Origin of the sequence: Shewanella decolorationis (assembly GCF_004354305.1) — a bacterium.
GTDB classification, from domain to species: domain Bacteria; phylum Pseudomonadota; class Gammaproteobacteria; order Enterobacterales; family Shewanellaceae; genus Shewanella; species Shewanella decolorationis.
On the sequence record NZ_CP037898.1, the window covers coordinates 2696849 to 2722889 of the forward strand.

At 43.7% G+C, this 26041-nt stretch carries 24 protein-coding genes; 21 read left to right on the forward strand and 3 right to left on the reverse strand.

All coding sequences use genetic code 11. The annotated features are described in order from the left end of the window. The first annotated feature begins 183 nt into the window (after positions 1 to 183). The 10 genes from EYR25_RS12275 to EYR25_RS12320 all read left to right on the forward strand — a co-directional run bounded on the left by EYR25_RS12275 (position 184) and on the right by EYR25_RS12320 (position 12902). Positions 184 to 1392 carry a porin gene (locus EYR25_RS12275; protein ID WP_023265306.1) on the forward strand — a complete coding sequence of 403 codons (1209 nt, stop codon included), beginning with the start codon at positions 184 to 186 and terminating at the stop codon, positions 1390 to 1392. Positions 1393 to 1671: 279 nt separating this feature from the next. Next, a complete protein-coding gene (locus EYR25_RS12280; RefSeq protein WP_133180393.1) occupies positions 1672 to 4323 on the forward strand; it encodes a TonB-dependent receptor plug domain-containing protein in 2652 nt (883 codons plus the stop codon). Positions 4324 to 4384: 61 nt separating this feature from the next. Continuing rightward, positions 4385 to 5347: a class I SAM-dependent methyltransferase gene (locus EYR25_RS12285; protein WP_133180395.1), complete on the forward strand. Its 963-nt coding sequence runs from the start codon at positions 4385 to 4387 to the stop codon at positions 5345 to 5347. Between the two features lie 44 nt (positions 5348 to 5391). Continuing rightward, the gene (locus EYR25_RS12290) at positions 5392 to 7329 is read left to right on the forward strand and encodes a S9 family peptidase (RefSeq protein ID WP_133180397.1); all 1938 of its coding nucleotides are present in this window, start codon (positions 5392 to 5394) and stop codon (positions 7327 to 7329) included. Positions 7330 to 7944: 615 nt separating this feature from the next. Further along, positions 7945 to 8727, forward strand: coding sequence for a DUF3450 domain-containing protein (locus tag EYR25_RS12295; RefSeq protein ID WP_023265311.1), 783 nt, complete (start codon positions 7945 to 7947; stop codon positions 8725 to 8727). After that, the gene (locus EYR25_RS12300; protein WP_023265312.1) at positions 8727 to 10082 is read left to right on the forward strand and encodes a MotA/TolQ/ExbB proton channel family protein; all 1356 of its coding nucleotides are present in this window, start codon (positions 8727 to 8729) and stop codon (positions 10080 to 10082) included. The genes EYR25_RS12295 and EYR25_RS12300 overlap by 1 nt, the downstream gene beginning before the upstream one ends. After that, a complete protein-coding gene (locus tag EYR25_RS12305) occupies positions 10082 to 10609 on the forward strand; it encodes a MotA/TolQ/ExbB proton channel family protein (protein ID WP_011623216.1) in 528 nt (175 codons plus the stop codon). Before EYR25_RS12300 ends, EYR25_RS12305 begins: the two co-directional genes overlap by 1 nt. Before the next feature lie 13 nt (positions 10610 to 10622). Further along, on the forward strand, positions 10623 to 11027 hold the full coding sequence (locus EYR25_RS12310) for an ExbD/TolR family protein (RefSeq protein WP_011623215.1): 405 nt from the start codon (positions 10623 to 10625) through the stop codon (positions 11025 to 11027). A 1-nt stretch (position 11028) separates the two neighbouring features. After that, positions 11029 to 11652: an energy transducer TonB gene (locus tag EYR25_RS12315; RefSeq protein ID WP_023265313.1), complete on the forward strand. Its 624-nt coding sequence runs from the start codon at positions 11029 to 11031 to the stop codon at positions 11650 to 11652. A 2-nt stretch (positions 11653 to 11654) separates the two neighbouring features. Next, positions 11655 to 12902, forward strand: a complete 1248-nt coding sequence (locus tag EYR25_RS12320) for a tetratricopeptide repeat protein (RefSeq protein WP_023265314.1) — start codon at positions 11655 to 11657, stop codon at positions 12900 to 12902. A gap of 51 nt (positions 12903 to 12953) precedes the next feature. Here the strand turns inward: EYR25_RS12320 and EYR25_RS12325 are convergent, their stop codons facing one another. Beyond that, positions 12954 to 13463, reverse strand: coding sequence for a diguanylate cyclase domain-containing protein (locus EYR25_RS12325; RefSeq protein WP_023265315.1), 510 nt, complete (start codon positions 13461 to 13463; stop codon positions 12954 to 12956). Positions 13464 to 13543: 80 nt separating this feature from the next. Between EYR25_RS12325 and EYR25_RS12330 the strand changes: the two genes are divergently transcribed. The 6 genes from EYR25_RS12330 to EYR25_RS12355 all read left to right on the forward strand — a co-directional run bounded on the left by EYR25_RS12330 (position 13544) and on the right by EYR25_RS12355 (position 17728). Further along, positions 13544 to 15373: a DUF885 domain-containing protein gene (locus tag EYR25_RS12330; protein WP_133180399.1), complete on the forward strand. Its 1830-nt coding sequence runs from the start codon at positions 13544 to 13546 to the stop codon at positions 15371 to 15373. A gap of 178 nt (positions 15374 to 15551) precedes the next feature. Then, the gene (locus EYR25_RS12335) at positions 15552 to 15830 is read left to right on the forward strand and encodes a peptidylprolyl isomerase (protein WP_011623210.1); all 279 of its coding nucleotides are present in this window, start codon (positions 15552 to 15554) and stop codon (positions 15828 to 15830) included. A gap of 74 nt (positions 15831 to 15904) precedes the next feature. Continuing rightward, positions 15905 to 16441, forward strand: coding sequence for a GNAT family N-acetyltransferase (locus EYR25_RS12340; protein ID WP_133180401.1), 537 nt, complete (start codon positions 15905 to 15907; stop codon positions 16439 to 16441). A 70-nt stretch (positions 16442 to 16511) separates the two neighbouring features. After that, the gene (locus EYR25_RS12345; RefSeq protein ID WP_023265319.1) at positions 16512 to 16742 is read left to right on the forward strand and encodes an RNA-binding S4 domain-containing protein; all 231 of its coding nucleotides are present in this window, start codon (positions 16512 to 16514) and stop codon (positions 16740 to 16742) included. A gap of 22 nt (positions 16743 to 16764) precedes the next feature. Continuing rightward, positions 16765 to 17151: a ribonuclease E inhibitor RraB gene (locus EYR25_RS12350; protein WP_011717512.1), complete on the forward strand. Its 387-nt coding sequence runs from the start codon at positions 16765 to 16767 to the stop codon at positions 17149 to 17151. Positions 17152 to 17341: 190 nt separating this feature from the next. Beyond that, on the forward strand, positions 17342 to 17728 hold the full coding sequence (locus EYR25_RS12355; RefSeq protein ID WP_133180403.1) for a hypothetical protein: 387 nt from the start codon (positions 17342 to 17344) through the stop codon (positions 17726 to 17728). A gap of 15 nt (positions 17729 to 17743) precedes the next feature. Here the strand turns inward: EYR25_RS12355 and EYR25_RS12360 are convergent, their stop codons facing one another. Next, a complete protein-coding gene (locus tag EYR25_RS12360) occupies positions 17744 to 18571 on the reverse strand; it encodes a substrate-binding periplasmic protein (RefSeq protein WP_133182850.1) in 828 nt (275 codons plus the stop codon). Between the two features lie 130 nt (positions 18572 to 18701). Between EYR25_RS12360 and EYR25_RS12365 the strand changes: the two genes are divergently transcribed. The 5 genes from EYR25_RS12365 to EYR25_RS12385 all read left to right on the forward strand — a co-directional run bounded on the left by EYR25_RS12365 (position 18702) and on the right by EYR25_RS12385 (position 25084). Beyond that, on the forward strand, positions 18702 to 19760 hold the full coding sequence (locus tag EYR25_RS12365) for a DUF2157 domain-containing protein (RefSeq protein WP_133180405.1): 1059 nt from the start codon (positions 18702 to 18704) through the stop codon (positions 19758 to 19760). Then, positions 19753 to 20877: a DUF4401 domain-containing protein gene (locus EYR25_RS12370; RefSeq protein ID WP_133180407.1), complete on the forward strand. Its 1125-nt coding sequence runs from the start codon at positions 19753 to 19755 to the stop codon at positions 20875 to 20877. The genes EYR25_RS12365 and EYR25_RS12370 overlap by 8 nt, the downstream gene beginning before the upstream one ends. Next, positions 20877 to 21392 carry a GDYXXLXY domain-containing protein gene (locus EYR25_RS12375; protein ID WP_133180409.1) on the forward strand — a complete coding sequence of 172 codons (516 nt, stop codon included), beginning with the start codon at positions 20877 to 20879 and terminating at the stop codon, positions 21390 to 21392. The genes EYR25_RS12370 and EYR25_RS12375 overlap by 1 nt, the downstream gene beginning before the upstream one ends. A 223-nt stretch (positions 21393 to 21615) precedes the next feature. Beyond that, positions 21616 to 24462 (forward strand): ExeM/NucH family extracellular endonuclease, encoded by a 2847-nt coding sequence (locus tag EYR25_RS12380; RefSeq protein WP_133180411.1) that lies wholly within the window; start codon positions 21616 to 21618, stop codon positions 24460 to 24462. Between the two features lie 193 nt (positions 24463 to 24655). Beyond that, entirely contained in the window at positions 24656 to 25084 is a 429-nt protein-coding gene (locus tag EYR25_RS12385) for a DUF6678 family protein (RefSeq protein ID WP_133180414.1), read from the forward strand. Positions 25085 to 25143: 59 nt separating this feature from the next. Here EYR25_RS12385 and atcC read toward each other — a convergent pair whose 3' ends face one another. Continuing rightward, the gene (atcC, locus tag EYR25_RS12390; RefSeq protein ID WP_133180416.1) at positions 25144 to 26040 is read right to left on the reverse strand and encodes a cold adaptation protein AtcC; all 897 of its coding nucleotides are present in this window, start codon (positions 26038 to 26040) and stop codon (positions 25144 to 25146) included. Position 26041 lies beyond the last annotated feature (1 nt).

The window sequence follows — 26041 nt, forward strand, 5'->3', positions numbered from 1 at the left end:
TTGTAGTGATTTAAGCTGTTTTGTAGAGGTTAAGCGCGACGTTTTTGTGATGTTTATCTAGATATTCCTTCGGTTTCGCTTGGAGAGTTTGATGAAAGTTTGCTACTCTCGGTGGGAAATTGTAAGGAAATATAACAACGGAATGACGTTGATAAAACTATAGACGAAAAGGTTAAGCACCAAATGAACAAAACGTTAGTAGCTACTGCGCTAGCAGCACTCTTTCTCGCCCCAACGGTATCAGCAATCGAAATCTACAAAGACAATAAAAATGCGGTAGAGATCGGTGGCTTTATTGATGCGCGCGTAATCAACACTCAAGGTGAAACTGAGGTTGTTAATGGTGCTTCTCGAATTAATTTTGGTTTCAGCCGTGAGTTAACACACGGTTGGAACGCCTTTGCCAAATTGGAATGGGGTGTGAACCCTGTCGGCAACAGCGATATTGTCTATAACAACCGCTTCGAATCAGTGCAAAATGAGTTTTTCTACAACCGTTTAGGTTACGCAGGCATTAGCCATGATGAATACGGCACTATCACTATTGGTAAGCAATGGGGTGCTTGGTATGACGTGGTTTACAACACCAACTACGGTTTCGTATGGGATGGTAACGCTGCGGGTGTTTACACCTTCAACAAAGATGACGGTGCGGTAAACGGTGTTGGTCGTGGTGATAAGGTTGTTCAATACCGTAATAGCATAGGCGATGTGAGTTTTGCGGTTCAGACACAATTAAAAAACAGCAGTTTCTATACCTGTGATATTGAAAATATCACAGAAGAAGCCTGTGAAGTGGAATGGAACGCTGGTAAGAAAGAAGCGCAACAAGTCACCTATGATTACACCTATGGCGGCTCTGTAACTTACAAAGCGACAGATAAGCTTAGCTTGATGGCGGGTATCAACCGCGGTGAATTTGATATTGCCTATGGCAATGGCGATCAAAAAACCGCTGTTGATTTGATCTACGGCGTGGGTGCAACTTGGGGCGACTTCGATAAAGATGGCTTATATGTTGCGGCCAACGTTCACAAAGAAGAAAACCATGATACCGATAACATTGGCCGCTTGATCAAAGATGCCTATGGTGTTGAAACTTTAGTTTCTTACAAGTTTGATAACGGTTTACGCCCATTTGTGTCTTACAACATTCTGGATGCCGGTAAAGATTATGTAATTCAACCAAACTTTAACGCCGATCCTAATGATGTGTTCAAGCGTCAGTTTGTAGTCGTAGGTTTACACTTTGTTTGGGATCCAAGCACGGTACTCTATGTTGAAGCACGTAAAGACTTCAGCGATTTTACCAGCGCAGACCAAGCGCAAGAAGCCAGAATGTCATTGTCAGAAGACGACGGTATCGCCATTGGTATCCGTTATACGCTTTAAGCCTCAGCTGTTTATCTAGAAACTAGATAACTAAAAGTTAACAAAAAACGCCAGTCAGCAATGACTGGCGTTTTTGTTTATGCCGCCGTCATTCAGGTCTCCCACAGTATCTTTTATTCATTTTGTTTTATTTGTTTATTTTATGTTGATTAAAGGTTTTATATGTGATTTTATTGTTTCTGTTGAGTACTCCGTTGTTTTGCGAGGTACTCCTGTTTGAAACTGCTTATTAAATAAGCGGATTATAATAAAGACATAATATGTCCAGGGAGATAGACAATGCATAAGAATAACTTTTTAGCCAAGTCTGTGCGTTTCGCATTGATTGGTGGTGTAGCTGCAACAAGTTTTGTTACTTTTGCAACTCTTGCTGCAGAAGCTGATGACAAATCTGCTAAAAAGGAAGAAGTAGAGCGTATTGAAGTTACAGGCTCTCGCATCAAAAGAACCGATATGGAAGGTGCTGTTCCTGTAACCGTAATCGATCGTGCTGCGATTGATATGTCAGGTCAAACGTCAGTTACTGATTTGCTTCGTAACACTACATTTAACTCTGCAGGTTCTTTCCGTCCACAATCAGGTAGCAGCGCTCAAGGAACGGCATCTCTTGATTTACGTGGCTTAGGCTCTAGTCGTACATTAGTTCTGGTAGATGGCCGTCGTCTGACCATGTCCCCTTCTACTGGTTCAAGCCAAGATTTAAACTCGATTCCATTAGGTGCTGTTGAACGTATTGAAGTGTTAACAGATGGCGCCTCAGCTATATATGGTTCTGATGCTATCGGTGGCGTAGTAAACGTTATCACTCGTAAAGATTTTAACGGTGTGCAATTAAGTTACACTGAGGGTACGCCAAGTATTCCGAAAGACGGTGGTGATAGAAGCGCTGGTAGCGTTTTATTCGGTTCCTCTGGCGAGTCTACATCGCTATTGGGCGGCGTTTCTTGGAACAAGCGTGATATTGTATTTGCCAGAGACTATCCATGGACAGAGCCCGGTGCATCGACTTACGGTAATAACTGGGTCAATTCTGGATTTAAATCTATTCCTGGTGGCTGTACTGAGGATAATTTTAATTTAGCTGGTGAAGGATGTTATTATAACTTTAACGCAACTAACGCTAATGAAGCCTCAACAGATAACCAATCATTGTTCCTCAAAGGTGAACATCAGATTAACGATGACTGGAAGGTTTTTTCTAATGCGAGTGTTGCAAAAACAGAGTCTTTTGGTCGATATGCTCCAGCACCTGATTTAGATACTGTTCGTGCTGATAGCTATAACAACCCAACCAATCCAGATGCGTGGTTCTATGATGCTCGTAATCCTGATGCAGTTGCTTATGACGCGACTGTAGTTGGGGCAAATAGAGACGTAACTGTTCGTCATCGCTTTGCTGCTCTAGGAAATCGAGACACAACTGTAACAAATTTAAATACTGATTTTCTTATCGGTGTTAACGGTATGATTGGTGATGTCGTTGAAACAGAAGCTGGTTTCCGCCGTGTTCGAAATAAATCTGATGAAATTGGTAATGGGTATTTAGCTAAAGCTACAGCTTGGGGCTTCGTAAATGACTTTAATCCTGGCTACTGTGAGGATGGTTCTTTTGATGCAGTCAATTGTCGTTATGGCTATGATCTCCAAAAACCTAGCTCAAACCCAGATTTAGTTCTTAAAGGTTCTGCTGCAACTACGGCTCGTATCAGTGAATTCAATATCGATGAAATTTATTTGAATGGCTCATTTGATATTGTCGAGTTACCAGCTGGGATGATTCAGATGTTTATCGGGGGCGAATACCGAAAAGAAACCTATTCAGATGCTTATGATGCTCAATCAGAGGCAGGGCTTATTGGAGGCTCAGCAGGCAACTCAGCAGGTGGAGACCGTAATGTTAAAGCTGCTTATTTTGAAACCTTAATTCCAGTATTTGAAAGTTTAGAGCTATCGATTGCAGGTCGCTACGATAACTATTCAGATTATGGATCTGATTTTTCTCCTAAAGTATCTTTACGCTATGAACCTATAGATGACATGGTGTTACGTGCATCTTATGGTAAAGGTTTCCGTGCACCAACGTTAGATATATTAACTCAAAAAACAGCATTCTCTGCAGATACTGTTGTAGATGAAGCAACTTGTAAATATTTCTTTGCCGGAGACCCTGTAACATTAAACAAGTGCCTAAAAGATGGTGTTCAAGTAGATGCTTACAGATTAGCAAATTCTGAATTGGGTTCTGAAAGTTCTACTCAAATGGCAGCTGGTATTGCATATCAACCTTTTGATTGGCTGAATTTTGCTGTTGACTACTACAATATTAAGATTGAAGATAGGATTGCGTTTTTTAGTTCACAAAATTTAATTGACCGAGAAGAAGCTGGTGACCCAATACCTGCAGGGCTTGGTGTTATTCGAGATTCTGACGGTGTAATTGACTATATCAATACTGGCTATGGCAACGAAGGTACATTAGAAACTTCGGGTTTAGATTTAAACTTAAGAACTAATTTTGATTTTGGTGATGTTGGTACATTAAGCCAAACCCTACAAATTAGTCATATGTTAGATTACAGTATTGATGGTGGACGTAATACAGTTAAAGACCCTGGATTACCGCAGCAACGTATTAGCTTATCGAACGTTTACACTGTAAGTGACTTCGATTTTGCATGGAACATTAACCTTGTTGGCGATCAATATGAAGATGTTGTTAATGGTGTGCAAGAAGGACATATAGGTTCTTGGGTTACACATGATATCCAAGTAACTTACAGCACTCCTTGGAACAGCAAATTAAGTGTTGGTGCAGAAAACGTTTTCGAAAAATACCCACAACTTATTGGCTATGATGGACGTGAGTATAACTACAACCTATATAACGGTTGGGGTCGTGTAGTTTACGCTCGTTTCACTCAGTCTTTCTAATATTTGATTTTAGCTGGGTATACAAAGGCGGGCTAATACCCGCCTTTTTCTATGGTGTTTTATGGAACAATGGACCAAATATTGGCGGAAAACCACCGCATTAAATAGTTTCGCCGAGGGACAAAGTGCTTTAGGCTATTACGGTGAGCTTGAACTCTTATGGCAAGCACAGTTAAAGCATTTGGCAAATAATGCCAGTTTATTGGATATTGGTACGGGTAATGGTGGATTAGCGGTACTCTGTTATCAATACGGTAGAATATTAAATTATCAATGGAGTATACATGCAATAGATGCGGCAGATATCAATCCAATATTAAATAAATATGAAGACCAGACTATCAACGCTGCAATATCGCAAATAAAATTTCAGGGTAATACTCCTGCAGAGGCTTTGCCTTATGCAAATGATTCTTTTGATCTCGTTTGTAGTCAGTTTGCAATCGAATATACCAATATTGAACTTGCTTTGCCAGAATGTATTCGAGTTTTAAAACACAATGGTAAGTTTGTGGCAATTATGCACCATCAAGATTCATCTATTGTAGCTGATTCATACATAGGCTTGCGGGTGTTAGATCTCTTCATGGTCGAATCAAATGTCTTTGTGAATATAAAAATGTTACTTGAGTTAGCCGCAGTACTTATTCTACAAGGGACAAATATCAAATCTAGCGAAAAATTCAATCAATTGAATCGAGCCCTGTTCCAACAATTCAAACAGTTGCAAGGTCATTTTTGTGATGAAGCAACCGCAAAATGGTGCCAACGGTTTATAGCATCAATTGTGCCGCTACTTTATGAGCTGACACCACAGAGTCCAGCACTATTAGAGGATTATCTAAGACAATTAGTTTTGTATCGATTACGATTAATGGATCAAATAAAGGCTACATTGACAACTAACCATCAGCATGAGATAGAGAAATTACTCTCAAAATATCAGGTTAAATATAGTTTGGAAAACGTAGTAATAGATAGGAAGATATTTGGGACTCTTCTTGAAGTAAATAAATTCAACTGATATAAACATTAGAGTTTTAATATGGCTTACAAAGGTAAAGTGAGATGAAAAAAGGAATTTTTTGGTTAGTCATCATGTTGTTTTCAAACTTAGCTGTTTGCGTAGAACAGCTTCCGGTAAGGGATTTTTTTGAACATTCTCAAGTAGTGTTGATGAAAATATCGCCAAACGGTAAAAATATTGCCTTTACCTATGAAGAGGGGAGCGAAGTGCGTTTGGCGGTAATGGACTTAGATAAGTCCAAAATTTTAAGTAGTTTTAGCTTTGGTGAAAATAAACATGTAGTAGGTTTCTACTGGGCTAATGATCACCGAGTGCTGATGGAAGTTACAGAAGTTAAAGGTAACTTAATGAGTATACGCGGTAATCAAGTCGATTTGTACGCTGCTAATATCGATGGAAAAAAACGCGATTTAATATTTAAGTCTGGCATGTCTGTTTATACAATTTTAAATTTACTGCCTGATGACCCTGATAACATATTAATCGGTAAATATCATTGGGCTGAAGATGATGGTATGCGGGCTTTTAAATTAAATATTAACAAAGCCACTGAGAAATTTTTGAATCAACAACCAAAGGGGGTGATATCTAAACTCATGGCTGATAACGCTGGTATTATCCGATTAGCAGTCGAGAATGCTGAAGGTGAGAACGAAGACTCATTTGATAATGAAACTTTTTTACACTTCTTGGATGACGGCAATTGGCAAAAGTTGACTTTAGAGACTAAAAGGGATAACCCTTATTTTAATCCAATCGGGTTTTCTGCCGATAATCGCAAAGCTTATTTCTCATCTAATTTTGATATTGAAAAAGACGATACCATTGGTTTGTTTTCCTACGATTTTGATACTAAAAAAGTGTCTTTGATTAGTCGGCATGTCGATTCTGATGTTAATTCGACTTTTTATGGTCACGATAATGAATTATTAGCATTAAATTATGTGTCAGCTCCACTAGAGTATGATTACTTAGATGCTAAAAATCCAGATGCATTGTTATTGGCCGGGCTAACTAAATCGTTTCCAGATGAGCAAGTGACTATTACTTCATTTTCTAAAAATGGTCAGTTAGCTATTTTGGGGGTCAGAAGCGATCGTAATCCAGGACAATATTATCTTTATGATAAAGAAGCTAAAAAGGCGCGATATTTAGCTTCAAAATTACCCAAGTTGGATAATAAGCCATTAGTACCAATGACTCTGGTAAAGTTTAAAAGCCGTGATGGAATTGATATCCATGGGCTGTTAACTGTTCCTGTCAATCAGGATAAAAACCTGCCGTTGATCGTCAATGTGCACGGTGGTCCCTTCGGCGTCTATGATGAGTGGCGTTTCAATCCTGAAGCTCAATTTTTTGCAAACCGTGGTTATGCTACCTTGCAGGTCAATTATCGTGGCTCAGGTGGCTATGGTGAAGATTTTGAAAAACTAGGTCGCTTACAGTGGGGTAAGGCGATGCAAGATGATGTGGCTGATGCTACTCATTGGGCAATTAAACAAGGCATTGCAGACCCAAATCGAATTTGTATTTATGGTGGCAGTTACGGTGGTTATGCGGCTTTATGGGGCGTGATAAAAGAACCTGATCTGTATAAATGCAGTGTCGGCTATGTGGGTGTTTATGACATGCAGCTGTTTTTTGATGGCGATGGCTCGGATGCGAGTCGCAGCAAATCAATTGCTGGATATTTAAAGACGCATGTTGGCGAAGGTACCGATTATCTTAAATCAATTTCACCTGTTGAAAATGTCAATAAAATCAAAGCTGACTTATTTATCGTGCACGGCTCAAAAGATGTGCGTGTGCCGATTGTGCATGCAAACAATTTAAAAAAAGCACTTGATAAAATAGGTAAACCTTACAAATGGATGGTAAAAGAAGAAGGACATGGTTTTTATCAAGTTGATAATCGAGAAGCACTTTATACCGAAATGTTAGCATTTTTTGAAAAAAATATTGGTAAAGGAGTGTTATAGACTGTTATTAGCCCAACCTGAACTATTTTGAGTTGGGCTAATCTAGCTGGTCCACATACTGCTTCAGTTTTTCATAGCCGTTCTTATGACTAAGGAATGGGAAGTTGTTTCCATAAAAAGCAGTCCCGCATGTTTCTTTAAAAATTAATGCGTGCACTATTTCATACGTTAATGCGAACCATAAGCATTCTATCTTCTTGATTCTCTGAAAGCATACTGATAGAGCCTGTAACATTGATCTGGGGTTGTACTTGAACTCAACCAAGGCCTTAGTACTTCTTTGAATGCTGTAATTTGTAGGATAAGCATGAAAGTTTTGGCTTTGCCGCGCACATTAACTTTCAGTTCTGATTAAAAAAACATCCCCCATAAAAAAATTCATAACTAAGACTTCTTTACACTCGTTTTTACGTGTCCCGAATGTTGACACAGGTCAACATTTTGTGAAATGATGCCAGCGGGTCTATGCCTGCAAAGGCATAGGAAAGGGAAGAAAAAACTAAGAATCACAAGAGAAAGATGAACTTACAGTAAGCATTTACTAAAGTAAGTCTTGCTTAAAGTGATGTTGCTGTTAAGTTAACTTTTTTATTCACTTCAAATTGGTTGGGAACTATGTCCAAGGTAAGCAATAGAACAAAAATCGCTACTGCACTTGTTGGCGTGCTGGCATTAGCGAGCAGCAACTTAGTAGTTGCAGATCCTCTTACCGACGTGCAAAAAGCGGATAGTATGATCCATGCTGATGCTGCTGCGTCGCAAAAGAACGTTGATAAGTATTTTGATCAAGCACAAGACATGCTCTTCGAGTATGGTTCTGTTGCTGATGAGCGTGAATCACTAAAGTCCTATAACGATTACGTTGCCAGCTTAGTTGCTGATCAACAAAAAACAATGGACTCGATTCAAAATGACATCAACGGCGTTGACAAACTGCGTCAAGGTGTTGTGCCTTTAATGTTTAAAATGGTTGAGTCTTTAGAACAATTCGTTCAATTAGATCTGCCATTTAACTCTGAAATTCGTGCTAACCGCGTAAAAGAGTTAAAAACACTGCTAAACACTGCTGAAGTGACTTTAGCTGAAAAATATCGTTTGATTCTGGATGCGTACAGCATCGAGCGTGAATACGGTAGTGCTGTTGCAGTTAACCAAGGTAAATTGACCCTAGATGGTAAAGAAGTATTGGTAGACTTCTTTAACTTAGGTCGCGTAGCTCTTTATGCTCAGAGCTTAGATCAGAAGACTGGCTGGATGTATAACCCACAAACTAAGGGTTGGGATAAGTTAGATGACAGCTATTTGCGTGAACTGACTAAAGGTATCCGCATTGCCCGTAAACAAGGCGCTCTAGATCTATTCGCGTTACCAATTCCTGCTGCGGAGACTGCACAATAATGAAGAAGTTAATTACTACAGCTGTATTAGCTGCAAGTTTTTCTTTAACTGCTGGTATGGCAAGCGCTGCTGATGCGCCTAAGACCATCGATCAATTATTGCAGCAAGTTAAAGTTGATCGCGCTGCTGAAGGCAAAGTTAACAGCAAACGTGAACAAGAGTTCCAAGCTGAGCGTGGCGATAAAGCGGCTCTGTTAAAGCGTGAAAAAGATGCTTTAGCGGCTGAAAAGCAACGCGGTAAAGACCTAAACCAAGCTTTCTTAGACAACGAGCGTAAAATTGCTCAGTTAGAAGAAGACCTGAAAACTGCTCAAGGTGACTTGGGTGAGATGTTCGGTGTGGTTAAAGGTGAAGCGGGCGATTTCGCTGGTAAATTAGCGAGCTCAAACGTCAGTGCACAATACCCAAATCGCGATAAATTTATCGCTGATTTAGGTGCGCGTAAGCAATTACCAAAAATCGAAGAGTTAGAGCAATTCTGGCAAGAACAATTATTCGAAATGGCACAATCTGGTAAGGTTGTTAAATTCGAAGGTTCTGTAACGGGGATTGACGGTAGCGTTAAAAACACCACTATTCACCGTATCGGTACTTACAACTTAACTGCTGATGGCAAGTATGTTGTTTACAACCATGAGTTAGGTTTAATTCAAGAGTTATCACAGCAGCCAGAAGGCTACCAAGTGAGTGCAGTGGGTAAGTGGGAACAAACTACTTCTGGTACTGCGCCATTCTATATCGACCCAGCTCGTGGCGTGCTGTTAAACATCTTCACTAACAAAGCAAGCTTTGAAGATCGTTTAGAAGCGGGTGGTACTATCGGTTACATCATTATCGCTCTGTTAGCATTAGGTCTGTTGATTTCTATCGAACGTCTAGTGACTATGACTATCATCGGCGCTCGTGTGAACAGCCAACGTAAGAACATTGATAAGCCAGGTAATAACGCCTTAGGCCGTATCCTGAAAGTGTATCAAGAGAACAAAGACGTTGACGTTGAAACATTAGAGCTGAAACTTGACGAAGCGATTCTAAAAGAAACGCCTGCGTTAGAGTCTCGCATTTCAATCATCAAAGTTCTGGCCGCTATTGCACCTATGATGGGTCTGTTAGGTACAGTAACGGGTATGATTGCAACCTTCCAAAGTATCCAATTATTCGGTACAGGCGATCCAAAACTGATGGCTGGCGGTATTTCTATGGCGCTGATCACTACAGTTCAAGGTCTGGTTGCGGCTCTGCCACTGATGTTAATGCACGCAGTTGTTGTTGCTCGTAGCAAGTCAATCGTGCAAGTTCTGGAAGAGCAAAGTGCTGGTATCATCGCAGCGCACGCTGAGAAGAGGGCTGACTAATGATGATCTACCTGATGGACATATGGGATTCCGTCAGGGGCTTCATGGCCTCCGGAGGCGACGTCCTCTGGTTAGTAGCGTTTGTGCTGTTCTTAATGTGGGTATTGATGCTTGAGCGTTACTGGTATCTTAATTGGATATCACCAAAGCAACATAAAGCAATCATAGCTGCATGGGATGCAAGAGAGGAAACCACCTCTTGGTATGCACACCGTATCCGTGAAGCTTGGCTGTCCCAAGCGAAGCAAGATTTGAATGCACGTATGCTGGTCATAAAAACCTTAGTAGCGATTTGTCCTATGATAGGTTTGTTAGGTACTGTTACCGGTATGATTTCAGTGTTCGATGTGATGGCAGTTCAGGGGACGAGTAATGCTCGTTTAATGGCGGCTGGTATTTCAATGGCAACAATGCCCACTATGGCGGGGATGGTTGCAGCATTATCGGGAGTATTCTTCAGTACTCGCCTTGATGCCAAAATGAAAATCAGCTTAGAAAAGCTAAAAGACAGCATGCCGCACCACTAGAGAGAGATTGAACATGGCACGTAAAAAGCATTCCAGTGTAGACGAGGAAGCGCAAATTGATATGACACCGATGCTCGACATCGTGTTTATCATGCTGATCTTCTTCATTGTAACAACGTCATTCGTGAAACCATCTGGTTTGGACTACAACAAACCAAAAGCTTCACAAGCGACTTCTAAGCCTTCGGCGAACATCTTTATCGGCGTCAGCAAAACTGGCGTGATCATGATGGAAAACCGTCAGGTTGATATCGAGCGTGTAACTGCAAACGTTGAGCGTATGCTAGCTGAAGCGCCTGAAGCAGCAGTGCTGATCCAGGCCGACAAAGATACGCAACACGGCTTAGTTGTTAAAGTTCTAGACCAAGTCAAAGCGGCTGGTATAGATAAGATTTCGGTATCTGCGGGGAACGATTAATATGCTAAGAGCACTAGTATCAATCATTATTGGTGCTGCTGTGACTTTTGGTCTGTTCGCTTTTATGGCGTTCTTGGTCGGTGGTGGGGCGCAACGCGCTGAAACATCGGCCGAGACCCCTGTAATTGAAATCACCATGGATAGACAGGATGCAAAAGCACAGAATAAACCAAGGGTAGTGCCTAAGCCGCCACCACCACCAGAGCAACCACAAAAGCCTGATACTACGCCACCAGACACTTCATCAAATATTGATACGTCTATGTCGTTCAATATGGGTGGTGTTGAAGCTGGTGGTCATAGTGCCGGTGGTTTCAAATTGGGTAATATGATGACGCGTGACGGCGATGCAACACCAATCGTCCGTATTGAGCCTCAATATCCAATTGCTGCGGCACGTGACGGTAAAGAAGGTTGGGTGCAGTTACGCTTTACCATTAACGAGTTGGGTGGTGTTGATGATGTTGAAATTATCAATGCTGAACCTAAACGTTTGTTTGATAAAGAAGCAATTCGTGCACTGAAAAAGTGGAAATATAAGCCAAAGATTGTTGATGGCAAGCCACTTAAACAACCTGGCATGACTGTGCAATTAGACTTCACTTTAGATAAAGGAGGCAAATAACAATGCGTAATGCAAATAAAATCGCAGTTGCGTTATTGCTGTCTCTTTGTGGTGGTGCATTATCGGTTTCATCAGCTGTTGCAGCTGAGAAATGTGAAGTAGATAAGCGTCAATCTAAAGCGGTAGGCGAAAGTGCTGCTAAAAAGGTTCAGAAATCCTTTGAAGCTTATACAAATGGTCAGCTTGATGAAGCAATCGCTATTTTGTTAGAAGCAAACCCAAAGAATGATTTCGATAAAGCGTATGTTGCGCGTATGCTCGGTAACTTCTATGCCGAAAAGGGCAAGATGGATACTGCGATCAAGTACCTGAAACAAGCCGTTGAAGCGGATATTTTAGGTGGAACAGATCACGCGGCGACACTGCGCCTCTATGCCGACTTATTGTTACAAGAGAAGAAGTTTAAGGAAGCGATTCCTTATTATTACAAGTGGATGGACTTTACTTGTAAGGCTGATTCTCAAATGTATCGTCGTATCGGTATTGCTTACACAGAACTGAAACAGTGGGACAAAGTGATTGAAGTGGCTGATAAAGGTCTTTCTCTCGCCGAAGCTCCTGATAAAGGTCTGTATCAGATGAAACTGACGTCTTACTTCAACCAGAAGAAGTATAAAAAAGCCGTTGGTGTGTTAGAAGTCATGGTGCCGTTATTCCCGGATGATGGCAGATTATGGGTTCAGTTAGCACAGTTTTATCTGATGGTAGAAGACTATGATAAGTCGCTCGCGACTTATGATTTGGCTTACCGTAATGGTTTCTTGGATACAGGAGCTAACATCACTCGTTTAGCTCAGCTAATGGCACAGAAAGGTGCGCCATACCAAGCTGCTAAAGTATTTGAGAAGAACATGAAGTCAGGTCTAATCACTCAGGATGCTAAATCCTATGAGATTCTGGCTGGTTTCTACCAAAACGCGAAAGAGTTCAAAGAAGCTGCTGAGTTTTATGGAAAAGCGGCTGCTATCAATAACGATGGCAAGCTGTACCTGAAACAAGGTCGTTTACTGAGTTTGAATGAGAAATACTCTGAAGCGATTCCTGTGCTTGAAAAAGCCATCTCTTTAGGTATTGAGCATCCAGGTGAAGCAAACTTCGAATTGGCGCTAGCCCATTTAAGTTTGAAACAGTACAAGTCAGCTTATAACCGCGCTGTATTAGCCGCGAAGGATAAGAAGACTGAGAAGAGTGCAAACAGCTATATCGCTTATATCAAAGAAAAAGCGCGTATGCACAACGTCGAACTGTAACTCACTGTATTCGCAATGCAGATCTAAAAAGCCCCGTAAGGGGCTTTTTCTTTATTGAAGTTTTATCAGTGCTTGCGATTGATTTTGATCGCGCTCTAGCTCCAATGACAACCTGGAGACATGATTAAATAATGATTCTATTTTTTGTTCTTGGCTCGGTAAGCAGATGCAGGCTGCGAGTTTATAATCAATCTTCAGCTTATGATTTTTTCCAAATTCTTGGTTAAACTCTTGAATATGTTTCGCTATCCTTTTTAAAACGACTTCCGTACCTTCCTCATCAATATTGAAAAGTCCTAACGCAAAATGGTTGTGATCTAACCTTGCAATCAAATCTGTCGCCCGTAGCAGTGCTTCTTGTACCTGTTTAGTAAAGAATTCGAGTAAATGGGGTTGTTTGACGGTTTCATGAATGTGAGGGCACAGATACAATAACGCCAAGCTTTGTTGCTCGCGTATGTGCCTGTGCCACTCTCGGTTGAATACTTCCATGAAATAGGTTTGGTTATAGACCCCTGTTTCAGGATCCCTAAAACCTGAGTTACGAAAAGAGTAGATCATAGATGAATCCCGTAAGCAGACTTTGAACTAAGTATAGGAAGAGTTTGGCTATCACGGACCCAAAAGGAGAAATATATAAGATGAAATTAAGTTTATTAGCGGGAACGATAGCGTTAGTGTTTGCTTTACAAGGCTGCTCAAAGCCGGAAACAACGACAGCAGTACAGGAAGGTACGACCCAAGCCGCTCCGGCGCAAAGTGAAGCTCAAACCGCTGAGTCTAAATACGCTGCCTTAGTCGATGCCTATTTTAAAGATTACTTAAAGTTAGAACCGATTTACGCCACTTTTGTCGGTGTTAATGATTACAACGCGCAGTTTGGTGGAGACTTAACCGAGGAATATCTTAAGGCGCGTCATGATCTTAATACCCGTTATTTAACGCAAGTGAGAGCGATTGACCTTGAGCAATTGCCAGCCGATTTACAACTCAGCTATGCGCTGTTTGTGTATGACCGCGAAATGGCCTTAGTAGACGAAACTTTCCCATCACGCTTTATGCCGATCAGCCAGTTCTACAGCACAGTGATCACTATGGTGCAACTGGGTAGCGGTGAAAGTGCACAGCCGTTTAACACAGTACAGGATTATCGTAACTGGGAGCAGCGTGTTAACGGCTTTATTGATTGGATCCAATTGGCCGAGAATCGCATGAATGAAGGTATTGCCAGTAAAGTGGTGTTACCGCGCGTGTTAGTTGAGCGGATTATTCCACAGCTTGATGCCATGCTTACTACGGATGCTAGCCAAAGCATTTTCTATTCACCGATTAATCACTTCCCAGAAGGGTTTTCGGATCAAGATAAAGCTGAGCTAACGGCAAGTTATCAGGCGATGATTAATGAGCGTTTAGTACCTGCATTAACGGGGCTGCGCGATTACTTCAAGCAGACTTATTTGCCTAAGTCACGTGCAACCGACGGTTGGTCTGGTCTGCCAAACGGTAAAGCTTGGTATCAGCATTTAGCCAATTCACATACCACCACAACCATGCCAGTGGATGAAATTCATCAAATCGGTCTGAATGAGGTTGCGCGTATTCTTTCTGAGATGGACAAAGTCCGTGAGCAGGTGGGTTTTAAAGGAGATTTAAAAGCCTTTTTCGCCTCCTTATCGTCTGAGCCACAATACTTCTATAACGATCGCCAAGGCCTAATCGATGGTTATATGGTGTTAAAAGATAAGATTAACCAAGTATTGCCACAGTATTTTAATGTGATGCCAAAGGCCGACTATGTGGTTAAACCGGTTGAAAGCTTTAGAGAGCAATCGGCTGCGGGCGCGTCCTATGAATCGCCAGCCGTGGATGGTAGTCGTCCTGGGGTGTTTTATATCAACACTTATAACCTGAAAGCGCAGCCGAAATGGGGCATGACGACGTTATCATTACATGAGGCCGCGCCTGGTCACCATTTTCAAATCGCCATTAAGCAAGAGCTCACTGGCGTGCCTGAGTTCCAACGTTTCAGTGGCTATACAGCCTTCGAAGAGGGCTGGGCGCTCTATGCTGAATACTTAGGTATCGAAATGGGGCTCTTTAGCGACTCTTATCAATACTTTGGTAAGCTGTCAGATGAAATGCTGCGTGCAATGCGTTTGGTGGTGGATACGGGATTACATGCCAAAGGCTGGAGCCGCGAGCAAGCGATTCAATATATGAAGGATAATTCGCCCATGGCCGAGTCGGATATTATTGCCGAAGTTGAGCGTTACATGGCGATTCCGGGGCAAGCGCTCTCCTACAAAGTAGGCCAGCTAAAAATCCTTGCCCTACGTGAGCGTGCTGAAAAAGCCCTAGGTGATAAGTTCGACCTCAAAGCTTTCCATGATCAGATCCTCACTTCTGGCTCGCTACCTATGGCGGTGATGGAGCAGAAAATCGATCGCTGGATTGCGGCGACTAAGGCTTAATACCGAGTCAATTATGTTGCGCCGTTATCGATAACAAAATCAATCACGGCGCAGTTTAAGACTTTTTAATTAAACAGAATGTTTTTATACTCAACATTCACATCCCGTTTTCAGTCATAAAACGGGAACCATATGATATTTGGGGCAAATGTCTCAGGATTATTCAGGGAGTTTTACCATGGTTCAGGCTACAGCAAGACATTTGTTAGTGAGCAGCGAAGAGCAGTGCCAAGCACTTAAACAACAGATCCTCGATGGTGCCGATTTTGCGCAAATCGCCCGCGCCCATTCCTCATGCCCATCGGGTGCTCAAGGTGGCGAATTAGGTTCATTCGGCCCAGGGATGATGGTGCGTGAATTTGATGAAGTGGTATTCAGTGCGCCTTTAAACGTGGTTCAAGGTCCAGTTAAAACCCAGTTTGGTTACCACTTACTTGAAGTGACCAGCCGCGGTTAATCGTCTCTTTGCCGAGAAAATGGCAGCGTTTGGCTGCCATTTTTTTTAGTTCGTCCATCCATTGGGGAGCCGCTATGCTTGAACTCTATACCGACAGATTAAGACTTCGCAGTTTACAAGAGCAGGATTGGCCACATTTCTTGGCATTACACCAAGATGCTGACATCAATCGCTATGTGCGTATTCCTGAAGCTCCCGAAGTGATCAGGCAAAAGTTTGAGCAGCGCTCAGCCACCTGGGACTATGCCTCTGGCGATTGGCTCACGCTGGTAATTGAAACCCTTGATTGCGGTGAGTTTATCGGTTTAACCGGGCTTCATTGCCATAGTGTGGAGGAGCAACGTGCCGAGGTCGGTTATTTGCTGGCGCACGCGGGGCAAGGTAAAGGGTATGCCACTGAGAGTTTACAGGCGGTTGTTGATTGGGCCTGTTTGAGTTTGTCAGTCCATAAATTGGTTGGGCACTGCGCCAAAGACAACATCGGTTCGGCTCGGGTGATGGAGAAATGTGGCTTTCAACTCGAAGGCCTGTTTCGGCAGCATTTTAAGATAGGCGATGAGTGGCAGGATGAATGTGCCTATGGGCTGCTCGCCGATGAAAGGCAAAGATAAGTTAAATTATCTGCATCCCATGGGACATGCTGCTATAATGCCGCAGGTTTATTTTTTGAGGCGTGTTTAAGTGGCGCAAATTAATCAGTTAGCTTTGTATCCTGGCGAAGATTTTATTGAATTGTACAAAGTATTAAAGGTACAAGGCATGTCGAATGCCGGTGGCGAAGCAAAGCATGTTATTGATGAAGGTTTGGTTACCGTCAATGGCGAAGTGGAAACGCGCAAACGTAAAAAAGTTGTTGCGGGTGACATCGTCAGCTTTAATGGTCAATCGGTTCAAATCATTGCGGCTGAATAAGCCAGATACTGTGGAGTAGGATATGCAATTTCCAGACGACGATAATGGCAAAATGCTGGCTGCGATGGCCGAAGCCGGAATTGACCTCACTAAAGCCCTAGATGTTGATTTCTTTTTAGTTTTCGATGATCAGCGTGATGCTGAATCTGCACTCGAAGAGTTAGCCAACTCCGATTTAGAAGGCGAAGTTGAGCTGAACCTTAACGATGAACTTGGCAAGTGGGAAATCATCGTATGCATCAACATGGTGCCGGACTACGATGACTTGGTTGAGCAAGAAACCATTCTCAATGATTTTGCGGCCGAGTTTGGCGGCATGACCGATGGATGGGGCGTGATGCAACACCAAGAAGGTGATGATGAGTTTATGGATGACGACCATGTTCACGATGAGCATTGCCATCATTGATAATTGATTTTAATAGTAAAGGAGCCGAATGGCTCCTTTACTATTTTTACGGTTACATTCCGTGATTCTTCATTTAATACGATTGGTATAAATTCATTGCTACAAATCGAAATGTAGACGGGTCAAACCGGGTCTTAGTTAAGAATATGGGGTTAAATGAATTAGTGAACACAGTTTGAAGGAGGACAGTATGCCGATTAGCATTCATCTTGCGGCAATGTTGAGCTTAGCGATAAGCGTGAATTATTTTTTGTCTGGCAAAAAGCAAATTAGCGATTCCTTCAAAGCGAACAATATTGATGAGTCGCATAAGCAAACATTGCGTAGCTTATTTCTATGCCAAATTGGTTTTTTTGTCACATCTTGCTTATGTTTATTCGCTTGTGCATTTGGAGTTGTTTCCAGTATGTACAGCTACGGTTTACTGCTTTTTATCGGACTTAACTATGGTATTTTCGCCATATGGCACTGCTACATTGCAATCTTGAGCCCACCTAATAACAAGCTGCGTTTGTACCTGTTGGGAATGATATTTTTATTGATCTCACTATGTTCTCTATTAGGCGCATTTATTTAGTGCGCCTATGGTTTTTCAGTGAACATGTTTAGAGTTGGCAGAGTGTTCAATCACTAGTTCTAGGCCGTACTGACGAACTAACTCTTGTAGCTTGCCATTTTGCTGCAGTTGATTTAACCAAAGATTGAGTTTTTCAGGGCTTAGCTGCGAATTTGGATTTAATAAGATCCCATGATAGTAATGTTGGTCCCATTGATTTGACACAAATAATCGTTGTTGTTCGTGGGGATTTGTTGCTAGGTAATAATTAAGATAGGAAATGGTGACTGGTGCAACTTCTGCCCGCTTTCGAAGTATGGTTTCAATCGATGCTTTATTACTATTAACAAAAACGACCTTAAATTCATTTTCAAGTTTTACCGGATCGGTTTCAAAGTGGGCAAAACGATAGTGGTAACCTTTAACGAGTGCCAGTGTTTTATCTTTAAGCTGTTCAAAAAATTCAGGGTCTTTTGCTTTTTCTTTCAAAGCGATAAAGATCTCGCCATCATGAATGTGCAAAGGAATAAAGGCGGTATCGAATTTTTCCCAGCCCCAATGGGGGTTTTCAAACATGATCATCTCAAATCGACCTGCTTCATAGGCTTTATATCGGTACTCAATACTCGTAGATACAAACTCAAAACTGATTTCTTGCTGAATTTGATTTAACGCATTGATAAGATCGAGTGTTAAGCCAGTATAACGTCCGTCTTCCTTTAAATTAACGTAGGGAGCAAATTGGTAGCCACCAACACGAATGATCGATTTTAACTGAACCGCTGAGAGTGTATTGGCCATGGCAATACCTGAAAAATGGATTACTAGGCAAAATAGTAAATTTATTATTATGGCTAGCCGCATAGATTCTCCCATTGGTCTTTAAGACTTAAGCTTATCTTTATGTGAGACAAGTTAATACAATTAATTATTGCACTGAAGTGAGTTAAATGCGTATTTTTGTGTAGTGGATGTTGCTTAGGGAGCTTTGAGATTGCGTAATCTTACCTCACAAGTCTATGAATGGTTGGAACAGGGACACATCACGTCCACCCAGGCAAACGATCTGTTTCGACAGTTATCCGTGCCGCCCAACGCCGTCCGTTGGCGCAGCCTATTGGCTCAGCTTTTACAATGGGCTGGGGCGTTAAGCTTTGCCTGCGGTGTGATTTTCTTTTTTGCCTTCAACTGGCAGTCACTCGAGCGAATGAGCAAGTTTGCGCTGATTGAAGCAGCGCTATTGATTAGCCTTGTCAGCTTTATTTGGTTGTATTATCGAAGTGCATCGAAGCGGCTCGTTGACCCAGCTCAATCATTATTTGGTGCAACCCTTGCCAATGCCGCGCTGCTAGTGGTGAGCCTGTTGGTGGGAGGATTGTTAGCGCTGGTCGGGCAAACCTATCAAACTGGCGCAGATCCTTGGCAGTTATTCGCCATATGGGCGCTTGCGATTCTTCCCTTTGCTTGGGTGGCAGGCTTTGATGGCCTATGGTTACTACTGGTGGGGCTGGTTAATTTAAGCCTTGGGCTTTATGTTGATACCACTTCGTACTGGTTAGATGAACAGCAGTGGTTATTTATCTTCGCCGTGATAAATCTGACGCTGTATTACGGTTTTGTATTTCTCGGCAGCACAAGCAAACGCTGGCATGCGCCGCTGGTACAGTATTCAACTTCCCTTGCAGCCATGGCGTGTTTTACCTTACTTGTGTGCTGGATGATTTTCGAGCCGAGCGATGCTAAGCCTCTGCTTGTGGGTGTGTGGGCTGGTTACATTGTTCATTTATTGTTTGGATTCTGGTGGTTCAGGTACAAGCGATTGCAGGTTTATCCTTTGGCATTGGGTGGCTTTAGTTTGATCACCGTCGGTGCGGCGTTGCTAACAGAGCTACTGTTTCACGATACTGACCCTATAGGCGGCTTTTTATTTATCGGGCTCTACATCATTTTGGCGAGCACAGGTCTGAGTTCGGTACTGAGGCGGTTACATAGGCAATTCAGTGTTGATTTAATGCAAAACGTCTGCGCGAGTGAGGGATTACACCATGAGTAAATTGAATCATGAGTTCAGTCCCGCAAGTGGCGTATCTGCAGCACAAACCCTGTGGGATAGTTTGTATGCTCAGGGCGCAGTAAACTCCGCTGAATTACCCGAATCCCAAGATATGCCCTGGTATATCGCCTTGATGCAAGCTGGAGCGGCTTGGATCGCCGCTTGGTTTTTACTAGGTTTTATGGTGTCACTTTTTGATAGCCTATTGGGGCGATTCGAAGGCGGTACAGCACTTTTTATTGGTGGCAGTTATTTAGGTTTAGGGCTTGCCTTATATTGGGGTGGGCGCCAACAGCACTTCTTGCAGCAGTTTGCCTTTGCCTCTTGTTTAAGCGGCACGCTTGCCTTGGCTTGGGGACTGTTTGATTTACTCGGCGATACCTTCAATCAGGCTTGGTATCTATGCATGGCGGCATTGTTTTTACTGCTTTGGGGGATTATCAAGCACGCTGTGGCCCAGTGGGTATTTGCATTTGGCTGTAGCGTCTGTGTCACCGGCTTGTTGGCCGAGTGGCATCTCTTATCGTTAACGCCGACGCTGTGGCTATTGCTATCAAGCATTATGCTATTCAATCTTCACCACACTGGGCACCACTATCAACGGGCGAGAATGTGGATTTTTGCCACGAGTGCAAATCTGCTCACCATTCAACTTATGTATGTGTTTAGTCTGGATAGGGAGTTTTCGCAGTTGTATGCCGTGGGTTGGCAGTCGGGTATAACCGCGCTTCATTTACTGGTCGTGTTTGCCATCTGTAGCTTTTTACTTCTGAGTCTGTGTAAACAATGGCAGTTCCCATTCACTCATCCCGCCATATTGTTCGCGTTTTTAGGGTTAGTGCTTATTAGTGCACTGTCTTTGCCTATGCAGGGCTTATCTACGGCTGTGCTACTCATATTGTTAGGGCACTACGGACACGAAGCGTGGCTTAAGGGGATGGGGATTGCCTCTGGGCTGGTGTTTGCGGCGGGCTATTATTATTCCCTAGAGACGACCTTGATGCTTAAATCTCTGTATTTGATGGGATTAGGCGGAGTGCTTCTTGTCGCGAGGCTACTTATGTGGCGCTTTTTCCCCATCACGCAAGTACCTGTTGTACCAAAGGAGCAAGCATAATGGATAAAGCGACCTTAGCATTAAGCCGTTATCATAAGCGTGCCTTAGTCTTAGCGGTGTTTACCGCCGCGGCACTGCTGATAAGCATCAACTGGCGAATCGCCCAGTTTGAACAGTTATTACAGGATGGCCAAGTAGTACGTTTTGCCTTAGCGCCAGTGGACCCTCGCTCGATTATGCAGGGGGATTATATGGCCTTGGAGTATGCCATTGCGCAGGAGGTGCGCGCCGCGTTGCCTGAAGGAATGACGCAGGGACAACTGTTATTGACGCTCGACTCGCAAAAGGTGGCGCACTTTGTCGGTATTTACCGTGACCAGCCCAAAGCCGCCGATCAACTCACCGTGGATTTTCGCCTACGTAATCATAGAGTAAAGCTGGCTTCAAATAGTTTTTTCTTTGAAGAGGGCCAAGCCGACCACTTCAGCCAAGCAAAGTATGGTGAGTTTAGAGTTAGCGCTCGGGGAGAATTGTTGTTAGTCAGCCTACTCGATGCGCAGTTGCAGCCGCTATAACAGGAAACCGAAGATGGTGAGCCATGCTCGCCATCTTTATCTGTTTTTCCTAGTTCAAACTGCTAAATTTTTGTCTAAATATCCATCTTAAGTTGCAACTTTGGTGCAACTAATTTGTAACCTTTATTCCCTATAGTATCGTCAGTTTTCGAAGCTGAATGCTTCGTGAAATGGTCAATCATAAACTCAAATATCAATATAAAAGATACTTTTAGGGGTCATTATGTTTAATAACAAAACGCTGTTGGCGTTAGCCATCAGTAGCATCTGTGGCGTTGCTCATGCTGCCGATAATCTGATTATTTCTGAATATGTTGAAGGCAGCGGCAATAACAAAGCCATTGAGCTGTACAACCCAACCGCCAACAGCATCGACTTAAGCCAGTATCAATTGCGCTTCTATTTTAATGGCAGCACAAATGTGGGCACGACTATCGCCCTGAATGGCACCTTAGCGGCAGGGGCAACTTATGTTGTCGCTGATAACGACGCATCGGCCGATATTCTGGCGGTGACGAATCAACAAAGCAGCGCGAGTTTTTTCAATGGTGATGATGCCATTGTGCTGACCTATCAAGACCAAGTGATTGATAGTTTGGGCCAAGTGGGTGTCGATCCCGGCAGTGAATGGGGCAGTGGTGATTTATCGACACAGGACAATACCCTGCGCCGCAATCCCGATCAGTTAATCGCCGATCCTATTATTGATGATGCTGTCAGCTTTAATACTTGGTTGGGTTTTGCTAAAGACGATATCTCTGATTTGGGTAAGTTCAGCGCGGGTACTCCAACCGATCCTGTTGAGCCGCCGCCGAGTTCATTAGCCTGTGGTGAAGCCTCAACGCCTATCCATGCCCTGCAAGGTTCGACTAATGTCAGTCCATTAAACGGACAAACCTTAGTGGTTGAGGCCATAGTGGTGAGTAATCAAGAAGCTGGCCTCAAGGGCATCTTCGTACAAATGGCCGACAACGAAGCTGATAACGATCCACAAACCTCGGAAGGGGTGTTTGTTTATACCGGTAATGCGCCTACGGGTTACGTGGCGGGCGATCGTGTACGCTTAAAGGCTAAAGTCACTGAATATCAAGGTTTAACGGAACTGACTACCGTTGCCGATCATAAACTTTGTGCAGCAGGACAAACCCTACCGACAGCCGCCGTGGTGACCTTGCCTGTGAATTCGAGCGATGACTTTGAACCCTTTGAAGGCATGCGCGTACGCTTTAGCCAAGATCTGGTCGTGAACGAAGTCTACAACTTAGGTCGCTATGGTGAAATTTCACTCGGTAGTAGCCGTCACTTTATTGGGACGCAAGTCGCCGCCCCAGGCGCCGATGCCTTGGCCGTCACGGCTGCTAATCTCAAAGACAGTATTTTACTCGACGATGGCTTAACGGCGCAGAACCCTGATCCTGTGATTTTCCCTGCGCCAGGTTTAAGCGCATCGAACACTGTGCGTGTGGGTGATAAAGCCACAAGCCTTACTGGTGTTATGCACTATGGCTTTAATCTTTATCGCATTATGCCGACTGAGCCAGTTAATTTTGTGGCAGAAAATCCGCGTCCACAATCGCCAGTGCTTGCCGAAGGCGGCAACCTGAAAGTCGCTAGCTTTAACGTACTGAACTACTTTAATGGCGATGGACAGGGCGGCGGTTTCCCTACTGCGCGCGGTGCCAATACCCTGAGTGAGTTTGAGCGTCAAAAAGCGAAGATTGTCAGCGCCATGGTGGGGATCAGTGCTGATGTGTTTGGTCTGATGGAAATCGAGAACGATGGCTTTGGTTCAAACTCGGCAATTGCCGATCTCGTGGCGGGCCTCAATGCCGCCGTGGGTGAAAATCGCTATGCCTATGTTATTCCAAAGGTTAATGGCACTAACTTAAGCGCAATTGGTACAGATGCGATTACCGTTGGTTTAATCTACCGCAGTGATAAGGTTAGCCCTCAGGGGGATGCGCGTATTTTATCAAGCGCTAACTCTCCCTTAGATGATGCCGCGCAGCCGCTATTCGACGACAGCAAGAACCGTCCTATGTTGACGCAAGCCTTCGTGCTTAATGGCAGTGAAGAGAGCGTGGTGGTTGCAGTTAATCACTTGAAATCTAAGGGCAGTGAGTGTGCTGGCGATCCAGACGTAAACGATGGCCAAGGTAACTGCAATATTACCCGTACACGCGCAGCAACGGCGGCTGGGCAGTGGCTTGCGGCGGAATATCCAGAGCAAGGCGTACTGCTGATTGGCGACTTAAACTCTTACGCCAAGGAAGATCCGCTAAGCGCATTGGCTAACGCAGGCTTTAGCGAGCTGTTCGCAAAACTCGAAAAAGCCAATCCTTATTCCTATGTATTCTCGGGCGAATCGGGCCAGTTAGACCACGCGCTCGCGAATGCTGCGTTAGTGGATAAAGTCGTGGATGTGACTGAGTGGCATATCAATACCGATGAGCCACGCGTGTTAGATTACAACGAAGAATTTAAAACCCCTGCGCAGGTGCAAGACCTATACGCCAGTGATGCTTATCGCTCATCGGATCATGATCCTGTGGTGATTTCACTTCTCCTTGAAGCTGAAAAAGTCGCCCCTGAAGCCAGCTTCACTCAGGTTGTGAATGGTGCGAGTGTACAATTTACCTCTATTTCAACAGATAGCGATGGCCAAATCGTTTCTACTCAGTGGGACTTTGGTGACAACACTCAAGCCATGGGAGAGGCCGTATCCCACACCTATGCGCAAACTGGTGATTATCTTGTGACGTTAACTGTGACCGATAATGACGGCTTAAGCCATAGCAGCTCGCAAATGGTGTCAGTGGTGGTTGAAAATGTGAAGAAACCACCCGTTGCTCAAATTCAGCGCATCAATCTATGGTTGGTCGACATGTTTATTTCGACTAGCTATGACACCGACGGTGTTATCAAGCAGCACAAATGGAAGTTTGACAACGGCACTCGCGCCAGTGGTCCCGTAGTGTTTCGTCAGGCTCGTCGTGGAGAGCATACAGTCGAGTTAACTGTGAAAGACAATGATAAATTAACGGATACGACAACACTGACATACCGTTAAGCGTTAGCCTCTTTCTTTAAATATCAAAAGCCTGCTGTTGCAGGCTTTTTACTTTGATTCACTTACTTAATTGACTATATTAACGGACTATAGCGTGCTTGAAATTCAAGCTAAGTCGCTGTAAGTACATCCTCGGTTAAGCTAAGATGACGCCACTTATGGATTTTTACTCACAGGGAGTACACTCATCGCAATGAATGCATACACCTTGGCATATCTCAATCAACATCAATTAACCTCAGTGATGAACCTGACTAAATGGCGTAAGCTTGAGCAGGCACTCCATGAGGCACCTGAGTTTGTGCCCCATGTGCGTTATAAGCTGCTAGAGGATGAGGGGCCAAACCCTGGTTTTACGCCAGTGTGGTGGGACGAGTTACTCGCAATTTGCGATAGGATTGAGTGGCTTGAGATTGATCCGCTCAAAAGAGAACACCGCGGCAGATTACTACCGGAAAAAACTACGGATTTTACTGATTACATCGAGGCGCAACTGCACAAGTATCGGCTCTCCTACAGTAAAGAAGCTCAAGGGATCCGGATTTGGGGCTATCTTCGCAGCGATGCGGCTATGCCAGTATTTTGTATTGCAGCTGGTGGAGAGATGATAAAGGAAGCGTAAGCAAATTCAGACGACAGATAAGAAATTGGGGCGTTAATTGATTAGCGCCCCGCTAAGGATTAAAGCACGATATAAAGCGGCCAGCCGAGTAGACCGACGAGTCCTTCTTTATGCTCGAATCTTTCTAAACGCTCAGGGGAGGCGTCGCTAAGCAGCAGTTCGCGATAGCTTTTCGCGAAATGCAGCGTACGCAGCAATGCTGGTGCAAAGTTTTTACCCAAATCTTTACCGATAGTCTCGGTCAGCTCCGCGGGAAGCTCCGCCAAGGCTTGTTGGGTTTGCTGCTCGATATACTCGAGGCTAAACCATTCGTCCTGCAAGCTGATTTTGGCAATGCGCTTTTTCAAATCTTGTCTGACTTTGGCATTATCAAACAACATTCGATACAGCACCGCTTCGGCCAATACGCTCTCCAGATTTAAGAAATCCAAAGGATCGTAGCTGGTTTGGGCATAAAACTGTGCCATTAGCGCCGCAATCGATTGCTGACGTTGGTGTTCGGCCAATGCGTCCTGGTAGGCCTCATAGCCCAGCCACTCTTCGGCGTCAGGTGGCGTAGAGACTTGTTCCAGCAGGAATTTATCCACGTCACCATAGAGCGACTTACCATTCACCAGCTTATGTTTGCTGACGACGCTGAGCATGCTCCAACCCTTTTGGAAGCATTTGACCACGCCATCGGCGGTGAGCAATAAACGCACTGCTTGCTGTTGATCCTGATCAGACAGTTCCATTAATCCGAGACTGACGACGCCAATCACATCGTGCGCCGCCTGTTCCAGTAAGTGCATCTTGTACTTGTTGTAGAACTTATCCGCCAATTTGAGGCTCATCAAAATGGCTTTAGATTTGATTTGTGCGAGCTGCTCACCGCTAAGGGTGTCGTCTGCTTGGCCTTTAGCCAACACCTTGCTCAGGTATGGGCCTTGGTCTAAATCACGCAGTACCAGTTGCATC